The organism is Aminipila terrae, from assembly GCF_010120715.1.
GTDB lineage: Bacteria > Bacillota > Clostridia > Peptostreptococcales > Anaerovoracaceae > Aminipila > Aminipila terrae.
The window spans coordinates 1197210-1216119 of the sequence record NZ_CP047591.1; the positions used below are offsets into that span (position 1 = coordinate 1197210).

The following is an 18910-nucleotide window of genomic DNA, read 5'->3' on the forward strand; positions in this document are numbered from 1 at the left end:
ACTTAAAGCCTCCCTAGTATATTCTCTGCCTTTTCATCTAACGCATCCTCTGGTTGAGAAACATCATCAGGGGCACAGCATACATTGCAATATTTTATATCACAACGCTTTTTTTGAAGCTGCATAATTTGGAAATCTTTTAGTTTTCCCCCATTCCACATTTCTTGTAAGTTGTTTTTGAAAATATTTCCTAATAGAACTGGCGTATATACAGAATCACATGGCTTCACGTCTCCATTCGGCAAAATCCCCAACATAAAAAAGCACAATGGACAAACCTCCCTTGGTAAATGAATTTGGCCATACCTGTCAGCAGTAACCTCCATATGCTCCGTTAACTGAACTCCTGAATAAACCGGCCTGCACTGCTCTATAAACATACGGTCACAAATGTTATCAAACATTTCATAAAAAACATTCTCTTCGTTTTCTTCCAAAGCCACATCCATTATTTTAACAAATAATTGACAATTCCCTTTTCGCTTATAAAAATAAGATAACTGATTTAAATATTGCTGAAAATCCAGATTATAGCCGCAGATTTCTTTATACTTCTTACTGTTCAATCCCTGAAGCGAAATCCTTATACAGTCCAAACCTGCTTCTATAAGCTTGTCGGACAACTGATTTGTCAGTAATGAACCATTAGAAATAATCTCAATTCGCTCTGCAACCTGCTTTTTTTTTGCATATGCAATCATTTGGGGGAGTTGCTGATTTAAAAGAGGTTCCCCGTGACCTGTAAGTGAAAATAATTTTATTTTTTGTCCAAAGTGACACAGTTGATCCACAATTTCTTTAAATGTCTCTAAAGTCATCTGTTCATGAATAAAATTGTATTCTTCTTTCATTTTTTCTGTTCCAAGGGAATGTCCACAATAAATACATTTAAAATTACAAAAGTTTGTCACAAACGCGTACACTGAAAATGGTACAGCCAGGGGCACCAAATCTGATAATATTTTTCTTTCCTGCCCTGCGCTAGTCTTAATCTCAGCCATTCTTCAACCCTCACATTCAGGTAATTTTGCCAACATTTCTTCTCTGCAGTCATCCAAATATTCAGAATCATCTGCTATAGCTATACAAGAAGAACACTCTGAACATGCAGGAATGGACTTATATCCTTTCGATAAATTGGCACACATAAGGGCGTTTCTCTTTTTATCGTTCCAAATTTCAACTAATGTTTTGTCTTTAACATTCCCCATGGTAAATCCATTGGAAAGGCCCGGAGTAGAACACGGAAAAGTTTCTCCATCAATATTTACCTGAAGGAAATAGAACATCACGCCACATACCTGCCTTGGCTCTACGTACTCGCCGTTTAAATTTCTTGTAGAATCTACAATTCCACCGTGGTCTCCCATTTGCTGCTGCATGATGACTAAATGTTCTACAAAAATAGTATCACAAATTCCATCAAAAGTTCTAAAGAACTTTTCTTCTTCTATTTTGTCCTTTAGCAGTGAATCAATGATTTTAACAAATATGGTAGCGTTTTTCCTTTTCTCATGAAAATACTTCACATTATTAACAAGTTGTTCAAAATCAACCTTTACACCTGAAACCTTTTCATATTCCTGAGAGTTAAGCCCTTGAATTGAAACCTGTACTCTGGATATTCCTGCTTCAATAAGTTGGTTACTCATTTCTGGTGTTAAAAGTACACCATTTGTAATAACATCTATTCTTTCCTTAAACCCTTTTTCTCTTAGCTTTTTTACCATTTTCGGCAAATTTCTATTCATAAGTGGATCCCCTAATCCAGAAAAACATATCCTCTTAAGCGGTGTTGGAAATTCCATCACATCTTTCACAATTTTATCAAAGAGACTTTGTTCCATGTGATCTATTTTAAATCCGGCCTTTTCAAGCTGACCACCTTCCACCCCTCTGGTTCCATGCATGCAATAAAAGCATTTAAAATTGCATTTTCTGGTAGGCTCTATATACATACTTAAAGGACTGTCCAAAGGGATGATTTCAGACAATTTTTTTCTGTTTGAATCGTAACTTGGTTTTACTTCTGCCATAACATTTTTCTCCTTCTAACCGTTTGCTAAAATATTCTTAAGAAATTGTAATTCCTTCTCTTCAGGGTATACTTCCGCAAAATGGATTGCAGAGCTTTTACTTTTGCCCCGTAATATAGGCTCACATTCTTTTACTTTATCTAAAAGCTTTTTATTTTCTTTATCTGCTAATACATTTTCAAACAATACTCTATCTTTACCTAATCCTTCTAAAAACCATTGAATTGGTACTTCACCAATAGTACTGGCAAACTGAAATATTTTTGGATTTTCTTTAAGTATCAGCTCGAACTGGTTATGCATCCTGGAAACATTACTTTTCATGCTGAATTTTTCCAAAATAGTATTCTGTGCATTTTTTCCTAAACGACTTCTCTCTTTTGGATTTTCATATAGAAGCTGAATGCACTTTGCATAGTCTTCTTCATTTTGAGCCAATAATCCATCATACCCATTTTGAACAATATATTTTTCTGTACACTGGTCTAACATTACCACGGGAATTCCAAACGCCATTGCTTCCATAATTGAATTTTCCGTAGTACCGAAATGATAAGGATTTAAAGGATACCCAAAGGCATCGCTTTCTTGTAAGTATTTATCCACATCTCTCGTATATCCAATAAAATCAAAACAACTCTCTATCCCTTCTATTTTTGCCTGTTCAAATAAATTATTGTTTTCACTTAAATCACCCAACATGACAAATCTTGCACACGGTACTCGTTTTATTACCTCTTTACAAAATTTAATAAAATTGGGATGTATCTTACTTTCATCTAAGGTACCTATATAAGTTATAGTAAATTTGTCCGAATTTATATTTTCATTAACCGCCTTTATTGCTAAATTTTCAACACCCAAACCATAAATCACTTTAGATTTGCCAAGTATCTTCTCATATGCTTTTTTTGTCCATAGAGGATTTTCGTAGGAATAGGGACTCGTAAAAAATAACCTATTGGGAATCATTGCAAATTCTTCTGTAAGCGCCGGATAGTTACAACCTGAAATATGAACCCAAATTATCAATCGAATCTTTAGGGCAGGGAAATTTGCAAGCAGTCTGCACATAGTAGGATTATGCCACCAATGCAAAATAACAATATCTGCCTCAAGCATCTCTTTTTCTATCTGGGTATAACTCTCAACTACCTCTACTATTACTCCGCTTTCATTACAAACATCTATAAACTGTAATTTTTGTGGTTGTTCAAGTAACAATATTTTGTGAGTGTATATTGAATTATTTCTTTTTTCATAGCTTGTAGTCTGTGATAAGAATTTTCCTACTCCACCTCCCATGTGAGCTGAGATATGCAATATATTAACCATTATTTAATTTGTTCTCCCTCCACCACTGGATTGTGGCATCTAACGCCTTTTTTAAATCTGTATACTCATTAAACCTTACTTTATTTTTTAGCTGCTCCACATTAGCAACAACTTTTTGAGGCTGTGTTGGATTATCCTGTAAGATAATATCTTGTTGTCTCTCACAGATTTCTCCAATTTGCCAAAAGAGTTCTCCCATGGTTATTGGTTTTCCAGATGCTATATTAATAATTCCTTCTGCATTTGACAAAAGGGTCTTCACTATAGCCTCTCCTGCATCTTTTACATACATATAATCTCTAACCGCAGAAGCATTTTTACAAATCACTTTCCGTCCTTCTAATAATCCTGTTACAGCATAGGGGACAACTCTGCTTATTTTTTCACCCTCACCGAACAGATAAAATAATCTACCCCATGCAAAAGAAAGATTTCTGATTTCACAATATTTTTGTGCAATCTGGCATAGGCTTTGTTTGCTTACCGCATACAAAGAAAGGGGTCTATCTGCTCAAAACATGTCCCACACATAAAGACACGCTTGCCCCCGTTCTCAGCAAAACATTTAAGTAAATTTAAGCTTGCCCCTACCCATGACAGATTTTCACTTGAATCTAAATAAGTAGAATGTTCTACATTCCAGGCCAGATGGATCAGATAATCAGGCTTTATATTATCAATTAAGTTATTTATATGGCTATAATCCATTAAGTCACATTCGTGAAAAAATACTTTTGTTTTGCCTTCTCCAACTTTTCTGGATAAAGCATGTATTTCAACATGATTTTCTTTTATAAGAGCTTTTAAAACAGCCTCTCCAACAAATCCGTTAGCACCAGTAATTAAAACTTTTTTCATTTAGAGTAACTCCCACTTTTTGTCCTGCTCACTCATGATTTTTTCGCACCCTAAGTCTCTCCAGTTTATGTTTATCTTTCGATCATCATGTCTAATCCCAACTGCACTTTCTGGATGGTAATTTTGTGATACCTTGTAATAAACAGTGGAGTTTTCCTCTAGAGCTTGGTATCCATGGGCGAAGCCTTTAGGGATAAAAAGTGCCTTCTGGTTTTCTTCTGTCAATTCGAGCCCATACCATTTTAAATATGTTTTAGATCCCGAGCGCATATCAACAACAACATCATAAACTGCACCAGAAATACATCGTATTAGTTTATCTTCACCATAGGGCTCTTGCTGCCAATGCATACCTCTAATCGTATTCTTCTTATAATTATATGATATATTATCCTGCACAAAGTGGCAATCAATTCCAGCTTCTTTAAATTCTTCTTCGCAGTATGCCCTCGCAAAGGATCCTCTGTTATCCATGTGTGGTTCCATTTCTATCACTTTTAATCCTTGAAATAAAGTATCTAAAATTTTCATATTTACGCCTCCACTTATATTTTTATATATCGACATTTTACTGTAATTATTAAGCCTCCCACCTAATATCTAAATAAAGCTTTATTATTTGACAAATAGTTATGATAAATATAAACTATAATTATTATTTTTATTACAATTGTAACAAGGGAGGTATTAAATTGATTGCAAACGTTTTAGCAATGCCAAACCAATTACGTAATTCTGTACTATATCAGTGGAATGACGAGAATAATTATAAGCATTTAAAAGGATTCCCAATAATGTACATTGATAAATTTTCATATGTGTCAAATTCTTCCATTAGGACTGGAGTAGGTGAACCTGACTTTCCAAATCAATCATACGCAATTCATGTTGGAGCATTTTGTTCTATTGCTCGTTTTCTGACTTTTGAAATAAATGAAAACCATGATTATTTAAGTGTTACAACAGGCGTTTGTGATTTAATAAAAAGTCCCCAAATGCGAGTTAAAACAAAAGGGTCAGTTTTAATCCAGAACGATGTTTGGATAGGCCAAAGTTGTACTATATTAGGAGGAGTTACTATTCATAATGGTGCCGTTATTGGCAGCAATTCTGTAGTTACGAAAGACGTGCCACCATATAGCATCGTTGGAGGTAACCCAGCTCGTATTATTAAATATCGCTTTGATGAGGAAACTATAAAAAAACTGTTGGCTATCCAATGGTGGAATTGGGATAATGAGCAGCTTTCGCTAAGGAAGAAATGGTTCTCCGCTAATGTATCTGATTTTATAGATAAATTTTATCCAGAGGCTTTAACTAACTTTCCAAAATATAATATAGACCTACCAGAATATAAATTAAAGTATTTATTTTTTCCAGACTTTAGCGAGCCTTTTCCTATTTGGGAACATGTAATTTTAGAATTCTGTAATACTTTTAAAGAAATGTCTGATACATGTTTAATATTATTTATTGACCAAAATGAAGATTCTAGTGAAAAGCTATGCAAGGTTGAAAAATTAGTAAAACATATTGATTCAAATTGTGGTATATATGTACACTGTGGTAGCATTCAAGATGAGCAAGCTATCTTCCGTCATGTAAATTATTACATAACAAGTCGTGGTCACAAAACTATATACAGAACTTGCCTGGCAGATTTAAACAATATTCCTATTATATCTGGTGTTGATATTCCAATATTCTAAAAGGCTCATTAAACATGAGCCTTTCTATTGATTATATTGTATTATTTGTTTTATACAAATATCGTGTGTACTGCTCTTTTTTGAATTATAATCTTGGTGCCATTCTACTGTTTTTTCTACGGCCTGCCACACATTCCATTTATGATTCCAGTTTAAAACTTTTTTTGATTTTGTAGAATCTAAAGTTAACATTTTAGATTCTGCAAATGTGGCAAAAGACTTTGTGTCACTCCCATCACCTATATGTTCCCATTTAATACTGTGCCCCCACGCAGTGCAGAATAAATCAGCTAACTGTGCAACTGATATACAATCTTCCAATTCAGGTCCAAAATTAAATGCTGACTCTGTTGTTTTATTTTCATATAGCGCTTTTGCTAAAGTGATATATCCATTTAACGGATCTAGAACATGCTGCCAAGGTCTAATAGATTTAGGATTTCTAATAAAAATTTTTTCTCCTGCTTCAGCGGCATTGATACAATCTGGTATAATCCTATTTTTTGCAAAATCCCCTCCAGCAATAACATTGCCTGCTCTGGCCGTTGCTATATTACAATCATATTTAAAGCTTTTCCTAAGAGACTCTGTTACTAATTCAGAGCACGTCTTTGAGCATGAATATGGATCTGCGCCGCCTAGCTGATCTTCCTCACTATATGGTCTATCCTTATCGAGATTTTTGTAAACTTTATCTGTTGTTACATTTACTACGCTTCCAAGATTAACACTTCTCTGTATTGAGGTCATTAAATTTACAGTACCCATAACATTAACTTCATAGGTTTCTCTCGGCTTATTGTATCCCTCTATTACTAAAGGTTGTGCTGCCATATGAATTACAATATCTGGTTTAAACCTATTAATTGATTGATTTAACAATTCATAATTTCGTATATCGCCATAAATAGTTTCATATTGTATATCTGCACCACACATTTCAAATAATGTTCCTTTTTTATCAGAGTAACCACATAGTTGAGCACCATACAACATCAAGATATGACTTAACCAGGTCCCTTTAAAGCCTGTATTTCCTGTAATAAATATTTTCTTATTATTATAAAAATTTTTCATAAATCCTAACTTTCTTATAAAACCTAACTACTATCATTTCCATACCTTCCAAGGTGCATTACCTTGCTCCCATAAACTTGTTAATGTATATTTATCCCTCTGTGTATCCATGCACTGCCAGAATCCTGTATGCTTAAATGCACAACCTTTTCCTTCTGCTGCAATCTGTCCCATAGGGTTTTGCTCAAGAACGCACATGTCTCCATCAAGATATTCAAACATCTCTGGCTCCAAAACCATAAATCCACCATTAATCCAACCACCGTCTTCCTTTGCCTTTTCCACAAATCCATTAATCTTAGGTGATTCTTCATCAATGTCAATAACCCCAAAACGCCCTCCAGGCTGAACTGCTGTTATTGTTATTGTTTTTTTATTCTTTTCGTGGAAGGACAAAAGCTTCTGTAAGTTAACATCGCTTACACCATCCCCATAAGTCAACATAAATCGTTCATCGCCTATATACTTTTTCACTCTGGCAAGCCTGCCTCCTGTTTGGGTATTCAAGCCTGTATCAACCAGGGTTACTCTCCAGGGCTCTGCTACATTCTGATGTATTTCCATTTTATTTTCAGCAGTAAAGTCAAAGGTAACATCAGACATATGAAGATAATAGTCTGCGAAGAATTCTTTAATCATATGTCCTTTATATCCCAAACAAATAATAAATTCGTTAAAACCATAATAAGAATAGTGTTTCATGATGTGCCAGAGAATGGGTCTGTCACCTATCTCAATCATTGGTTTGGGCTTTAAATGGCTTTCTTCTGATATACGTGTGCCCAGTCCGCCTGCTAAAATTACTACTTTCATCTGTACGCTCCAACTCCTTTTAGTGACAACTTTGACTTAATTTAATATTTTATATATCGACATTTTATCACAAAACTTAACATATTATGTGCAGAGAGCGCATAAATATGCCGTTTACATAATAAGGAAAGCCTGGACAAATGCACTTTATGCACTTGTCCAGGCCTTCATTTATTCTTCCTAGAAATTATAATCTAAGCGTTCTATGCTTTGGTATCTATACTTCCGCCCAGTCCATTGTTATCTGCAGAAAGGTTTTGTTCCATATTACTGTTATCGGATTTTGTTACGGTTCTTGTGGTCCCTCCTGAAACGTAAGCCTTTCCGCACTCGGGGCAGATAGCCGTATGAATGGTCACCGACTGGGAAACTACTTTTCTGCCTTCTCTTTCTGCTTTGGCCTGATTTCGGACTACGTGTTCCTGCTCGTGACTCATAACAGCTGATGCTGCATCACCGGCATCAATTTTGGTGGGTGTCTGATACGAAACACCGGGGTCATCTGAAACATCCTGATATTTTCTGTTTTTACAAGTCTGGCACTCTCCACTGGTAACCTTTTTACTTTGGGCGGTTTGCTCTGTAGGGTTTGTCATATCCAAATCCCCATCTATAGAAGAGTTTGCAGAATGAGCCATGCTGAACTGCCCATTGTTCTGGGTTGTTTTTTCTTCTCCATGGTACTGATTCTGATAGTTTCCATACCCTCGTCCATAATTAAAGTTTTTATACCCATAACTTGCTGGATCATTGTTTAATCCAATGGAACCGATACTCATGACGACCTCCTTTTCTTATACCATTTCCTTATTTCTTAGAATCAAAATTCAGGAAATATATATAAATCTCTACAACAGCCCGATATACTTCTTCAGGAATCTGCGCCCCTAATTCCAGCTGTGACAAAACGGTTGCTAAGGAAGTATCTTCATAAACTGGTACATCTACCTGGTTGGCAACTTCAACAATTTTTTCAGCCATATGCCCCAGTCCGGATGCTACAATCACAGGTGCAGCTCCCTGACTTTCGTCATATTTCAAAGCCACCGCTCTTTTCGTCCCATTATACTGTGACATTGACCATGTTCCTCCCTTCAAAGAGTTTATGGAATACATCAGAAATAGGTTTAGGTTTTACACACTTTTCTGCCATATAGGATCTGAATTTCAGATCATTTCTTTCCACAATCGTAAAGATTCCCTCTTTAATCTGATTTTTCATGGGTTCCAGATGCTCTGGATAAAATAACTGCATATCCACTTTACCATTTTGAACTAACATGACCATTTCAAAGAAACCCAGGTCCTTTATATCAAACTTCACTAAAAGCTTAATAGCGTTTCCCGTTTCTTTTTCATTTCGTTCGTCGCTATCCGGATCCACCCATATTTCAGAAAACATCTGCCTTCCATTATAGTCTGCCGGCAGCATCATATGTAATAAAGGCATGTACACACTTTCATTGAGCAACGCTGAATGAAGGATATTGTGAAATACCTGTGTATTCTGGTGTCCTGCCTGGCCATCCAGACCTTTTGTTAATATGCTCACTAACTGGTCCTGGAGCATTTTGGATTGATCTCCATGGATATTTGCAAATATGCCATCTACCAGGTCTGCTACCATGTTGTTGGTAATCTTTGAAGAAACTTCTGGTATTCCCAGCATAGAGTTCAGTGCATCAGAAAAGCCTTCTTTGCTCCCCATTTCATATCTGGTGAAATTCAGTATAAATAAGTTTATATTATCCCGTACACTGCCGAAATCTTTAGTCTGTGAGATATATGCCGATAAAAAAGGAATAATATTTTCTCTCATATAGGAAAGGTTCTCTGTTACGTTGCCCTTTCCGGCAGTGGTATCCAGCGTCGATACAAGCTCCCGTAGTTGCTCCGCTGAAGACCGCATCATTCTGTCAGCTATATTGTTTAAGTTGGACATGATGTTTTCCAAGGTGTGGCTGTTTGCCGTAATGGCATCATATCTTCTTAAGAATTCCAGAATCATAGATTTGGCATCCATAGAAATGTTCTTACTGCTCATTAAGTCCCGAAGAACATCAAAGAAACCTCCTGTAAATTTAACAGATGAATTCTGCATTCCTTTAAGCAAATTTAAAAGTTCAGCGTCTCCCACCTTCATCAGACTCAGGTATTTTGCCATTTCAGCAGCGATACCCTCTCCCATACCAGAATTAATAATACTGCCATATCTGGTAAAAAACAGTTTTGCTGTTTCTGCTGACATGCCTGGAGTGCTGGCCAGCTTCTGCAGGAAAGAGTCAAAATTAGACTTTAAATTTGGAGAGAACTTATTGGTCTCATGATCATCATATAACCCTTTGGCATCGCTTCTCGGCACCCTGCTGGGATTTACAACATTATTAATATTGGTTGGCTCCTGGCTGTTTGATCGTACTCTGTTGGCTGCTTCCTGCCCAGTAAGCGGGGTAGTTACTCTAAGTATTTCTGCCATAAACTAATTCCTCTTTTTATCCTTATCATTATTTCTTATGCTGTAAACTAACGCAAAGATTTCTGCAATAGCTGTATAATAAGCATAAGGAATCTCCATTTTAAGTTCTGCTGTGGCATAAATAGCTCGTGCCAGCGGTCTGTCTTCTATGATATAAACTCCCGCTCCTTCAGCTACAGCTACAATTCTTAAAGCCAGTTCGTCCTGTCCTTTTGCTACAACAATAGGTGCCTTATCCGATTCAGCATCATATTTAAGGGCAACGGCAAAATGGGTCGGGTTCCTGATAACAACATCCGCAGTGGGTACAGCCTGCATCATTCTGGAAGTGGCCATCTCACGCTGTTTCTGTTTGATTTTACCCTTTATCTGAGGGTCTCCTTCCATCTGCTTAAATTCTTCTTTGATTTCCTGTTTACTCATCTTGATTTTGCGTTCATATTCCCATCTTTGGTATAAATAGTCCAAACCTGCCACAAAGACAAAAATCATACAGACCATATATACCATTTTAACTACAGCATCCAGTAAAAACACAGAAGACTGTAATGGTTCAATAAACAGCATTTTAGCAAGCTCAGTAAACCTGGCATAGATAAATTTATATAAAATAACTGTAATAATAGCTATTTTTATCAAGTTTTTTATTAGTTCCACACCGCTGCGTACAGAAAACATCCTTTTAATCCCGTTTAAAGGATTAAATTTGTTTAATGTGGGCTTAAGAGATTCTGAGGAAAACATAAATCGGGTCTGTGCGCCAGTAGAAATAATGGATATTCCTGCACTGATAACCAATAGTGGCACAATGGAGATTGCCAGGACTTTTATAGTCTCCCCGGTTAAATCATTGATTGTATTTCCGCTAAAGACATCCATTGTTGCCATTTTCCCCATTATAAAGGCAATGAAACGTTTCATAACTTCATACATATAGGGAAAAACTAGTTTTAGTACTGAAAAAATCACCAGTAAAGATACCACACTTGTGATGTCCCTACTTTGAGGCACATTACCTTTTTTTCGTTCGTCTTTACGCCTTTTCGGTGTGGCTTTTTCTGTTTTAGATTGTGACAAGCCTCATCACCCCATTAATTTGGCTACCTGAACAATAGCACTGAATAATTGATCAATCATGCCCTCTACAAAGGACATTGTCGGCGTAAAAATGATAATCAGAAATATAAACCCAACAAAAATCTTTGCCTGGATGTTTATCATGATTACGTTTATCTGTGGAATATTTCTCATCATTACCCCGAAAGCCATTTCCAGTAAAAACTGGAGTGCCACCATGGGCATAGCAAGCTTCATTCCAAGTACCGTACACTGGCAGAAAACAGATATCACATTTGCTGCCACGTCTTTTCCCAGTAAGACATGTCCATAGGGAATTGCCTTTTCTAACTCTAAGAACAATTTAAATAAAGTCAGATGTCCATTCATGGAAAAAAACATAAGCATAAATAAAATGTTATAAAAGGTTGCATTCAGGGACATGGAAACATTGCTGCCCGGATCGTAAACCTTGGACATGGATAGTCCCATCTGCATATCTATTACTTCGCCCCCCAGTATGATGATATATGCAAAAAGGCTTACAATGAAGCCTATCACGAAGCCAACGCAGAATTCTTTCAGTGCAAGGGTAATATATTCTACAGTGGAATTAATTACGCCAATGGCTGATATATCGGAATAAGAATAAATAAGGATTGCAAGCATTAAAGACATGCCAGCTTTCATAATTACCGGAACACTTCTTCTTCCTAATATAGGATTAAATGCAATACAACCCAACATTCTCATAAAAATCAGTCCAAAGGCTGTTAAATTGTCAATTTGTAAAAACTGCTGCATGTTATAGCTCCAGCATAGTGGCAAAAACAGCTTTTGTAAAATCCACCATAGTTGCCATAATCCAGGAACCCGAAACCACCAGAATGATACCTATTATAAAGAGTTTGGGTACAAAAGTGATTGTCTGTTCCTGAATGGATGTAGCGGCCTGGAATATAGCAATTACAAGGCCGACAGCCATACTAATCAGAAGTATTGGAGCGGAAACCTTGGCTGCTACCATAATAGCTGTGTGCAGCATATCAAAGACCGGTGTATAATAATCCATTTCTGCCTCCATTTAAATAATAGTAATCAGTTAAAACTGCTTACCAAAGTACTGAAAAGTAGTTCCCATCCATTTACAACTACAAAGAGCAGTAGCTTAAAGGGCATAGAAATCATCGAAGGTGGCAGCATAACCATACCCATTGACATGAGTACGCTGGAAACAATGATATCTATAACCAGGAATGGTATATATAGCAGAAATCCCATAAGAAATGCACGGCTTAGTTCACTGGTCATAAAGGCAGGAACAACAACATGCATAGGAATATCCATTAAGTTCTTAGGTCTTTTCAAATCTGCAAAATTTAAAAATACGTTTAACGACTCTATTTTCGTCTGTTTCAACATAAATTTCTTAAGAGGAACAGACGCATTATTTATGGCCTGCTCCTGTGTTATCAAATCAGATTTATAAGGTTGATATGCATTCTGATTGATATCTGTTATGACCGGCTGCATGATAAATAAAGATAAAAACAATGCAATCCCTACAATAACAGTATTTGGTGGTGTCTGCTGGAGACCCAGAGCATTTCGCAAAAGCGAAAGGACTATGACAATTCTGGTAAAAGAAGTCATCATAATCAGTATGGATGGCAGCAATGCAATCAGTGTCAGAAGCGTTAGAATCTCCAAAGTCTGCATGCCAGTTCCATTTATTGAGACTATTGAATCAGCCATTTAACTATACCTTATTCCTTCATGACCTATCCCAATTTACGAAGTAAATTGTTGGAAGGTCAGATGCTAAAAAATCATATTCTATTTTGGCTCATTGTCTTTTTTGTTTAAGTGCTTTTGTAAGGCACTTTTAAAAGACATGACCTGCTGAAAAGTTGCAGACGGGACAGCAGCTTCCATCTCAATCAGTTCATCCCCTGAAAGCTCTTTTATAATCTGGACATTCTGAGATGTAACCCCTGTAAGATAATAACTTTCACCTATCTGGACAATAATCATCATCTTATCCTGGCCCAGCATCATTCTGTCAACAACCCGCATATATTTTGTGCCACTCATTTTACTGGCGCCTAATGCCACATACTTGCTAAACACATAGCTTAAATATATAACAGCAACAACTGCAAACAGCGCCAGCATTAACGGTATAATAGTACCAAAAATTCTAATCACCTCTTAACAGACTAAGCCTGTGGGAGAACCGCAGATACAGTCTTTAAAATTCTGTCTGGTTTAAATGGTTTAACAATAAAGTCCTTTGCTCCAAGCTTGATAGCCTCAATAACCATTGCTTCCTGGCCCATTGCAGAACACATAACCACCTTGGCATCAGGGTGCTTTCCTGTAATAGCCTTTAAAGCTTCCAATCCATCCATATTCGGCATAGTTATATCCATAATAACTAAGTCCGGTTTAATCTCTTCGTATTTTTCAACCGCCTGAGCACCATCTCCGGCTTCATACAAATCTGTATAACCGTTCTTTGAGAGAGTATCTTTAATCATCATACGCATAAATGCAGCATCATCAACTAACAAAATTTTTGCCATTTTTTTACCTCTTTCTTTAAAAGCAATTTGAAAATAATATAACTTTTAATTGTTTTTTAATTTATAGACTGTTAATTAAATCAGCCTTTTTGATTACTTCAGTGATTCTTACACCAAAGTTATCATCCACTACTACGACATCGCCTTTTGCAATACATTGACCATTTACATAAACATCAACCTGATCACCGGCTAATTTGTCTAATACTACTAAGGATCCCTGTCCAAGTTCCAATATTTCTTTTACAAGTTTTTTTGTCCTTCCAATTTCAACTGAAACCTGAAGGGGAACTTTCATAATTAAATCCAGATTTGTCCCTGCTTCAGCCGGTGTAACTTCATAATTCTGATATACTGGTTGAACATTGATTAATCTTGGATCTCTGGTATATTGCGGTTGTGCATACATCTGCTGCGGATATCCCTGCATTGGCATACCCTGCTGCATCTGCATTTGTGGTTGTTGAGGCTGCTGGGATACCGGTTGTGCCGGAGATGGGTTTACTGGAGCATTTGCTGCATCCGCCGCCACGGCATTCATAACATTTTCAGTTTTAGCTGCTTCCTGATTCCCCTGCTCATCAATTTTATCATTCTCCATAAACCCAAATGATGAAATAAGTTTCTTACATAAGTCTATAGATAGCATAGTTATGAACTTACTGGAGAAAGTATCCTCAATTTCTATATTGAAATAAACTTCTACCATTGGTTCATCTGTACTGAAATACTTTTCCTTAAATGCCTCCGGATCTTCAACTTCAAAGGCCACAGGTGTTGATATATTCACCATGGTACCTATTACATCTGCTAAAGCAGTCGCTGAAGCACCCATCATCTGATTCATCAGTTCACAGACAGCGCTTAATGAAAGTTCATCCAGTTCAAAAGTTTCAGGATCAATTTCGGTATACATCAGTATTTCCAAAATTTTTCTTACATCATCTTTCCTTAGCAGCATCAAATTGTTTCCACTAAGACCTGTTACATATGTAATCTCAACCCCCACAGCAGGTTCCACTTCACTTATTTCAAACTCATCGTAACTTCTGACTTTAACATTAGGAGTAGTTATGGTAACCTTTCTGCCAAGCATATCTGACATAGCAGTTGCTGAAGACCCTAAACTTATATTTAGTATTTCACCAATGCCATCTATCTCCATGGGGGTAAAATAATTATTATTATCGCTCATATATCACCTCTGCTACTACCGGGTTATTGTAGTTCCGGTTATCTTTACTGCAACACTGCCTTTCTTCTCTCCCAGGCGCCCCTTATACCATGGTTTGTCCTCCACGTATACAGCTACCTCTGAATCCTTAGGTTTCCTTAAGTTTATCACATCACCAGGTTTAAGCGAATATACATCTTCTAACAGAATATTTGCTTCGCCTAAAAATGCTCGTATTTCAAGGGGGAATCTTTCAAGCTGTCCAGTATTTCCTCTCTGGCGACTTCATCCTGGTGCTCTCTTTTCCTTCCCGCAATATTTGACTGATCTGTAAGCTTAAAGACATCTTCCATGATTCCGCCGGGAATACAAATATTAAAAGTGCCTGTAGTATCTTTTATCTCTATATTTAATACAACAATTACTACAATTTCATCAGCCTGAATACTCTGAATTAATCTTGGATTGGTTTCTATTTTGTCAAACTTAAAGGCCACATCAAAGTAGCTTTGCCATGACTCTTCCATTATAGGCAGTAAGTGAACCATGACGTTTTCAAAGAGGGATATTTCTATATCGGTAAATCCCCCATCTGTTTCAGCTCCGTCAGCTTCACCAGACCCGCCTATCATTCTGTCAATCAGCGAATATATAACAGGATTACTCATCTGAATCATCAAGGTCTCTGAATCACCTTTGCCGTTATTAACAGATCCATCCACCATAGCAACTATATCATTTTCTGATAATGCATTGTTAAATTCAAAATATTTTTGTTCTTCTATATCTACCATTTCAACCTGGCAGGAAAGACGCATCATACTTGTTAAATATGATGAGATTACACGTGCAAAATTTTCATACACACTAAACACTAACTTTAACCGGTCTCTTGTAAATTTTTTAGGAGTCTTAAAGTCGTATTTTTTTATTTTTTTGTTTTCCTCTTCCTCAATTAACTTCTCTTCCTGAGCCACAGCTTCGGGAGAACTCAGAGAATTGAGTAGGGCGTCAATTTGACTTTGTGATAATACGTCAGCCATCTAAATCTCCTATTTTTTATCTTTAGTTTTATCCTTTTGTCTCCATTTTCCGAGACTTAGTGTTGTTATCTGATTTTATCCTTTTTTCGTATAATAGGATAAATATATATGTAAATCCTGATTAATCATCAGACACAGTTAAACCTGTTTAACCTTCACATGACAACCAGGTAATTGATTTCTCTCTGATAAACTATCGGTAAGTACATATTCACTTTATAGCAGACTCTTGGTTTTCGTCAGCCACTTCAGTTAAACCTCTTCTGGCCTTTAAGTAACTTTCCTTATCTGCTGTTTTGGCATTAAATTCTGCAATTTTATTGATTATTTCATCAAAAGACTCTTTTACCAGATAATAATCTTTATTGTCCAGAACAATCTTGGACTCCGGTATTGATTCAATAATCTGAATGTGAGAATCATTTAGCAGAAATTCTACGCCATTTAGTTTTGTAAGTTTTATCATTTTTTCCCACTCACTTTATCATATTGCAGGAGGGGCCTAATCTGCCCCTCCATGCATCATATAGCTATCTTTTCAGATTTACCAATTCTTCAAGCATTGAATCTGTTACTGTGATAATTCTTGTGTTAGCCTGGAATCCTCTTTCTGTAGTAATCATATCTGAAAATTCTTTAGATAAGTCTACATTAGACATTTCAAGGCATCCTGATTCTACAGTACCAGTAGAATTCTGTCCTGATGGATTTACTGTTATTGTACCCGTATTTGCCTTAGCTGTGTAATAGGAATTTTCTCCTCTTTCCAATGCATTTGGATTGGGAACATTGGCAAGCGCAATTTTACCAACTAATATAGTCTGATTCTGGTCATTTGTACCTACAATGCTTCCATCTTTACCAATGGTAATGTTTTTTAATGCCATTGGCTCATATTTGGTTGGGTCTGAGTTCTTGTTTGGCATTCTTAAAGCAGTAATCTCTTTCTTATTCAAAGAATAAGTTTTATTGGTAGAATCATATGTACTTGCAAAGCCATATACCATTCTGCCGTTGGAATCTACCATGTTTCCAGCTCCGTCAAAAGTAAAGATGCCAACCCTTGTCATATTCAATCCGGATATGTCCGTCTGATTAACCTTTCCTGCAGATTCATTGGTATTTATAGTACCATCATCATTTAAACCATCTTCAACTGCAATTCCATTTCGAACTCCAGCTGTTTCGGTAGGTTTCTGACCTACAAGGAAAAAGCCATTACCCTGAATCATACAGTCTGTCGGATTATCAGTAGTGGCAGTACCTCCCCCTGTCATAAGGGAATCAATTGACCCAAGCTTTGAACCATAACCAAGCTGGGATGGGTTTGTACCACCATACACAGCTCCTGCATCATTTGCACCTGAAGATGTTGCATAGAATACATCCCTGAACGTTGCCCTTGCAGCCTTATACCCATAAGTATTAACATTGGCTATATTATTACTGATAACGTCCATCTTTGCCTGATGGGCGCGAAGTCCTGCTACAGCAGCAAACATCGATTTAACCATCTATTTTCTCCTTTCAGATCCGTGCTGAGATATATCAGTCCATATACCTCATAACCTCCATAAATGGTCCGGCTATTTTATACACGGTTTATTAAATTGTTTATTTACAATTTACAGTATTACTGCACCATCAATGTTTGTAAACACATTGTCTCTCATTTCACTGCCAGACATGGTAGTAACTACTGTTTTATTTGGTACATTTACGATAAACGCATTCATGGAATCAAATATGACTACATCTTTGGCGCCCTTTGCATCAGCCTTTTTAACAGCTGAATTCAGGTCATCCATCAATTCAGGAGTCAGTTCAATTCCTCTTTGTACAACTCTTTCCTGTGCGTGTTTAGAAAACTGTAACCCCTGATTTTTATCAGCGCCACTGTTTTTGTCAAGTTGTTCTTTTAAGAGAGTTCCAAAATCTGCTCCTATTGTAGTAATGCCAGAATTGCGATTCAGATTATTTGTGTTGTTTACACTTCTGTTTCCTACCAGTTGGTTAATATTCTGATAGTTATTTCCTACCTTAATGTCAGCCATTTTCAACACCTCCCTTTCATGTCATATTTGTCTGTTGTTTAATTTCCGCTTCCTCCGGAACCTGACGTCTGGGAATTAGTAGAGTTGCCCCCAGTGTTATTATTTGTTGTATTGTCTCCAGAACCACCTGTGGTATTATTTGTTGTGCCTCCAGTAGTACCGCCAGTTTTAGTGGTATCTGTGCCAGTACCTGTTGAACTGCTGCTACCATCTGGTACATCACCTATAAGCATGATCTGGTTGAAAGAAAATTTCTTATCTCCGATATAAATCATCGGGGATCCTTCAAACAAAGTTACTCCTGTAATTTTGCCTTTTGTGGTAACCAGTTTATCCGTAGTTCCAGTAGAATCTGTACTTTTTTCCAATGTAGCCACAGTTACGTCTTTTCCTATTAATGAGGATGCATATGAAGAAGTATTCATAGCAAATATTTCTTCCTGGAGAGATACCATGCTTTGTACAGCCTGTATCTGTGAATACTGTGCCATCTGGGTCATCATCTGGGTATTATCCGTCTGGTTATACATGTCCTGGTTTTTTAACTGTGCCACCAAAAGAGACATCCAGTCCATAGTCTGAAGGTTAATGTCAGATTTCAACTTTGTGCTTTTGCTCTTATCCGTAGTGACAGCTTTCATTGCTTTTAACATGCTATCATTAATCGTAGTGTCTGCCAAAACTTGTCTCCTCC

At 36.7% G+C, this 18910-nt stretch carries 25 protein-coding genes; 1 reads left to right on the plus strand and 24 read right to left on the minus strand.

All coding sequences use genetic code 11. The features are described from left to right. Nucleotides 1-2 precede the first annotated feature (2 nt). The 6 genes from Ami3637_RS05710 to rfbC are packed head-to-tail and all read right to left on the minus strand — an operon-like array spanning nt 3 to nt 4760. A complete protein-coding gene (locus tag Ami3637_RS05710) occupies nt 3-1001 on the minus strand; it encodes a radical SAM/SPASM domain-containing protein (RefSeq protein WP_162361720.1) in 999 nt (332 codons plus the stop codon). Between the two features lie 3 nt (nt 1002-1004). Then, nucleotides 1005-2036, minus strand: a complete 1032-nt coding sequence (locus tag Ami3637_RS05715; RefSeq protein ID WP_162361721.1) for a radical SAM protein — start codon at nt 2034-2036, stop codon at nt 1005-1007. Nucleotides 2037-2051: 15 nt separating this feature from the next. Further along, entirely contained in the window at nt 2052-3371 is a 1320-nt protein-coding gene (locus Ami3637_RS05720) for a glycosyltransferase (RefSeq protein ID WP_162361722.1), read from the minus strand. Beyond that, on the minus strand, nt 3364-3864 hold the full coding sequence (locus tag Ami3637_RS17845; RefSeq protein ID WP_162361723.1) for an NAD-dependent epimerase/dehydratase family protein: 501 nt from the start codon (nt 3862-3864) through the stop codon (nt 3364-3366). The genes Ami3637_RS05720 and Ami3637_RS17845 overlap by 8 nt, the downstream gene beginning before the upstream one ends. Continuing rightward, nucleotides 3852-4229, minus strand: coding sequence for an NAD-dependent epimerase/dehydratase family protein (locus Ami3637_RS17850; protein WP_162361724.1), 378 nt, complete (start codon nt 4227-4229; stop codon nt 3852-3854). The genes Ami3637_RS17845 and Ami3637_RS17850 overlap by 13 nt, the downstream gene beginning before the upstream one ends. Further along, nucleotides 4230-4760, minus strand: coding sequence for a dTDP-4-dehydrorhamnose 3,5-epimerase (rfbC, locus tag Ami3637_RS05735; protein WP_162361725.1), 531 nt, complete (start codon nt 4758-4760; stop codon nt 4230-4232). A gap of 161 nt (nt 4761-4921) precedes the next feature. On the opposite strand from rfbC, the gene Ami3637_RS05740 reads away from it, so the two are divergent. Beyond that, complete coding sequence (locus Ami3637_RS05740) at nt 4922-5938, plus strand: CatB-related O-acetyltransferase (RefSeq protein ID WP_243158116.1); 1017 nt, start codon at nt 4922-4924, stop codon at nt 5936-5938. Nucleotides 5939-5962: 24 nt separating this feature from the next. Here Ami3637_RS05740 and rfbG read toward each other — a convergent pair whose 3' ends face one another. From rfbG to Ami3637_RS05830, 18 genes are all read right to left on the minus strand, one after another. After that, the gene (gene rfbG / locus Ami3637_RS05745; RefSeq protein ID WP_162361726.1) at nt 5963-7015 is read right to left on the minus strand and encodes a CDP-glucose 4,6-dehydratase; all 1053 of its coding nucleotides are present in this window, start codon (nt 7013-7015) and stop codon (nt 5963-5965) included. A 33-nt stretch (nt 7016-7048) separates the two neighbouring features. Next, complete coding sequence (gene rfbF / locus Ami3637_RS05750) at nt 7049-7828, minus strand: glucose-1-phosphate cytidylyltransferase (protein ID WP_162361727.1); 780 nt, start codon at nt 7826-7828, stop codon at nt 7049-7051. A 203-nt stretch (nt 7829-8031) separates the two neighbouring features. Then, nucleotides 8032-8607: a hypothetical protein gene (locus tag Ami3637_RS05755; protein ID WP_162361728.1), complete on the minus strand. Its 576-nt coding sequence runs from the start codon at nt 8605-8607 to the stop codon at nt 8032-8034. 28 nt (nt 8608-8635) lie between these two features. Further along, nucleotides 8636-8905 (minus strand): EscU/YscU/HrcU family type III secretion system export apparatus switch protein, encoded by a 270-nt coding sequence (locus tag Ami3637_RS05760; protein ID WP_162361729.1) that lies wholly within the window; start codon nt 8903-8905, stop codon nt 8636-8638. Further along, nucleotides 8892-10304, minus strand: a complete 1413-nt coding sequence (locus tag Ami3637_RS05765) for a hypothetical protein (protein WP_162361730.1) — start codon at nt 10302-10304, stop codon at nt 8892-8894. The genes Ami3637_RS05760 and Ami3637_RS05765 overlap by 14 nt, the downstream gene beginning before the upstream one ends. A 3-nt stretch (nt 10305-10307) precedes the next feature. Continuing rightward, a complete protein-coding gene (gene flhB, locus Ami3637_RS05770; RefSeq protein WP_162361731.1) occupies nt 10308-11381 on the minus strand; it encodes a flagellar biosynthesis protein FlhB in 1074 nt (357 codons plus the stop codon). Nucleotides 11382-11387: 6 nt separating this feature from the next. After that, nucleotides 11388-12164 (minus strand): flagellar biosynthetic protein FliR, encoded by a 777-nt coding sequence (locus tag Ami3637_RS05775; protein WP_162361732.1) that lies wholly within the window; start codon nt 12162-12164, stop codon nt 11388-11390. A gap of 1 nt (nt 12165) precedes the next feature. Continuing rightward, nucleotides 12166-12432: a flagellar biosynthetic protein FliQ gene (locus Ami3637_RS05780; protein WP_162361733.1), complete on the minus strand. Its 267-nt coding sequence runs from the start codon at nt 12430-12432 to the stop codon at nt 12166-12168. Nucleotides 12433-12458: 26 nt separating this feature from the next. Beyond that, a complete protein-coding gene (fliP, locus tag Ami3637_RS05785; RefSeq protein WP_162361734.1) occupies nt 12459-13115 on the minus strand; it encodes a flagellar type III secretion system pore protein FliP in 657 nt (218 codons plus the stop codon). 81 nt (nt 13116-13196) lie between these two features. Further along, nucleotides 13197-13568 carry a FliO/MopB family protein gene (locus Ami3637_RS05790; protein WP_162361735.1) on the minus strand — a complete coding sequence of 124 codons (372 nt, stop codon included), beginning with the start codon at nt 13566-13568 and terminating at the stop codon, nt 13197-13199. Between the two features lie 11 nt (nt 13569-13579). Then, entirely contained in the window at nt 13580-13945 is a 366-nt protein-coding gene (locus tag Ami3637_RS05795) for a response regulator (protein ID WP_162361736.1), read from the minus strand. A gap of 61 nt (nt 13946-14006) precedes the next feature. Next, the gene (gene fliY / locus Ami3637_RS05800; protein ID WP_162361737.1) at nt 14007-15140 is read right to left on the minus strand and encodes a flagellar motor switch phosphatase FliY; all 1134 of its coding nucleotides are present in this window, start codon (nt 15138-15140) and stop codon (nt 14007-14009) included. A gap of 15 nt (nt 15141-15155) precedes the next feature. Continuing rightward, entirely contained in the window at nt 15156-15356 is a 201-nt protein-coding gene (locus Ami3637_RS05805; RefSeq protein WP_162363677.1) for a FliM/FliN family flagellar motor switch protein, read from the minus strand. Then, on the minus strand, nt 15341-16162 hold the full coding sequence (locus Ami3637_RS05810; RefSeq protein ID WP_162361738.1) for a flagellar motor switch protein FliM: 822 nt from the start codon (nt 16160-16162) through the stop codon (nt 15341-15343). Before Ami3637_RS05810 ends, Ami3637_RS05805 begins: the two co-directional genes overlap by 16 nt. Before the next feature lie 211 nt (nt 16163-16373). Next, nucleotides 16374-16628, minus strand: coding sequence for a flagellar FlbD family protein (locus tag Ami3637_RS05815; RefSeq protein ID WP_162361739.1), 255 nt, complete (start codon nt 16626-16628; stop codon nt 16374-16376). Nucleotides 16629-16692: 64 nt separating this feature from the next. Next, nucleotides 16693-17676 (minus strand): flagellar hook-basal body complex protein, encoded by a 984-nt coding sequence (locus tag Ami3637_RS05820; RefSeq protein WP_162361740.1) that lies wholly within the window; start codon nt 17674-17676, stop codon nt 16693-16695. Nucleotides 17677-17787: 111 nt separating this feature from the next. Next, on the minus strand, nt 17788-18216 hold the full coding sequence (locus Ami3637_RS05825) for a TIGR02530 family flagellar biosynthesis protein (protein WP_162361741.1): 429 nt from the start codon (nt 18214-18216) through the stop codon (nt 17788-17790). A gap of 38 nt (nt 18217-18254) precedes the next feature. Further along, a complete protein-coding gene (locus tag Ami3637_RS05830; RefSeq protein ID WP_162361742.1) occupies nt 18255-18896 on the minus strand; it encodes a flagellar hook capping FlgD N-terminal domain-containing protein in 642 nt (213 codons plus the stop codon). Nucleotides 18897-18910 lie beyond the last annotated feature (14 nt).

Excerpts from the sequence above, each read along its gene's own strand:
- Ami3637_RS05780 (WP_162361733.1), bottom strand. The coding sequence starts at position 12,432 with ATGGATTATTATACACCGGTCTTTGATATGCTGCACACAGCTATTATG.
- Ami3637_RS05775 (WP_162361732.1), bottom strand. The coding sequence starts at position 12,164 with ATGCAGCAGTTTTTACAAATTGACAATTTAACAGCCTTTGGACTGATT.
- Ami3637_RS05755 (WP_162361728.1), bottom strand. The coding sequence starts at position 8,607 with ATGAGTATCGGTTCCATTGGATTAAACAATGATCCAGCAAGTTATGGG.
- Ami3637_RS05720 (WP_162361722.1), bottom strand. The coding sequence starts at position 3,371 with ATGGTTAATATATTGCATATCTCAGCTCACATGGGAGGTGGAGTAGGA.
- Ami3637_RS05710 (WP_162361720.1), bottom strand. The coding sequence starts at position 1,001 with ATGGCTGAGATTAAGACTAGCGCAGGGCAGGAAAGAAAAATATTATCA.
- rfbF (WP_162361727.1), bottom strand. The coding sequence starts at position 7,828 with ATGAAAGTAGTAATTTTAGCAGGCGGACTGGGCACACGTATATCAGAA.
- Ami3637_RS05810 (WP_162361738.1), bottom strand. The coding sequence starts at position 16,162 with ATGGCTGACGTATTATCACAAAGTCAAATTGACGCCCTACTCAATTCT.
- Ami3637_RS05825 (WP_162361741.1), bottom strand. The coding sequence starts at position 18,216 with ATGGCTGACATTAAGGTAGGAAATAACTATCAGAATATTAACCAACTG.
- Ami3637_RS05820 (WP_162361740.1), bottom strand. The coding sequence starts at position 17,676 with ATGGTTAAATCGATGTTTGCTGCTGTAGCAGGACTTCGCGCCCATCAG.
- Ami3637_RS05795 (WP_162361736.1), bottom strand. The coding sequence starts at position 13,945 with ATGGCAAAAATTTTGTTAGTTGATGATGCTGCATTTATGCGTATGATG.
- Ami3637_RS05715 (WP_162361721.1), bottom strand. The coding sequence starts at position 2,036 with ATGGCAGAAGTAAAACCAAGTTACGATTCAAACAGAAAAAAATTGTCT.
- rfbG (WP_162361726.1), bottom strand. The coding sequence starts at position 7,015 with ATGAAAAATTTTTATAATAATAAGAAAATATTTATTACAGGAAATACA.
- fliP (WP_162361734.1), bottom strand. The coding sequence starts at position 13,115 with ATGGCTGATTCAATAGTCTCAATAAATGGAACTGGCATGCAGACTTTG.
- Ami3637_RS17850 (WP_162361724.1), bottom strand. The coding sequence starts at position 4,229 with ATGAAAAAAGTTTTAATTACTGGTGCTAACGGATTTGTTGGAGAGGCT.
- fliY (WP_162361737.1), bottom strand. The coding sequence starts at position 15,140 with ATGAGCGATAATAATAATTATTTTACCCCCATGGAGATAGATGGCATT.
- Ami3637_RS05815 (WP_162361739.1), bottom strand. The coding sequence starts at position 16,628 with ATGATAAAACTTACAAAACTAAATGGCGTAGAATTTCTGCTAAATGAT.
- Ami3637_RS05765 (WP_162361730.1), bottom strand. The coding sequence starts at position 10,304 with ATGGCAGAAATACTTAGAGTAACTACCCCGCTTACTGGGCAGGAAGCA.
- Ami3637_RS05760 (WP_162361729.1), bottom strand. The coding sequence starts at position 8,905 with ATGTCACAGTATAATGGGACGAAAAGAGCGGTGGCTTTGAAATATGAC.
- rfbC (WP_162361725.1), bottom strand. The coding sequence starts at position 4,760 with ATGAAAATTTTAGATACTTTATTTCAAGGATTAAAAGTGATAGAAATG.